Origin of the sequence: Corynebacterium sp. HMSC073D01, assembly GCF_001815555.1 — a bacterium.
GTDB classification, from domain to species: domain Bacteria; phylum Actinomycetota; class Actinomycetes; order Mycobacteriales; family Mycobacteriaceae; genus Corynebacterium; species Corynebacterium glucuronolyticum.
In genome coordinates, this window is sequence record NZ_KV821085.1 from 65,223 (window position 1) to 65,554 (window position 332).

General features: G+C 66.6%; 1 CRISPR repeat array.

Annotation, left to right across the window (positions count from 1 at the left end):
- A CRISPR array of direct repeats spans positions 1-331; the repeat unit is 26 nt; unit sequence GCTCATCCCCGCAGGTGCGGGGCAGA.
- Position 332: the final 1 nt, after the last annotated feature.

Genomic DNA, 332 nt, shown 5'->3' on the forward strand with positions numbered 1-332 from the left:
GCTCATCCCCGCAGGTGCGGGGCAGATCCCCGCCGACCAAACAATCCGCCTCCACGGTTAGGCTCATCCCCGCAGGTGCGGGGCAGATGGCCGCCGCCGATCCGCTGGTGACCACCGTCGGGGCTCATCCCCGCAGGTGCGGGGCAGATATGGTCGCAGCGGAGAAAGGTAATTTCATGACGGGCTCATCCCCGCAGGTGCGGGGCAGATCAGCCACGGTGGAAACAACCCTCGACATGATGGGGCTCATCCCCGCAGGTGCGGGGCAGATGGTGCGTTGATTTCTCGATTGGCCTGCCCGTGGGGCTCATCCCCGCAGGTGCGGGGCAGAT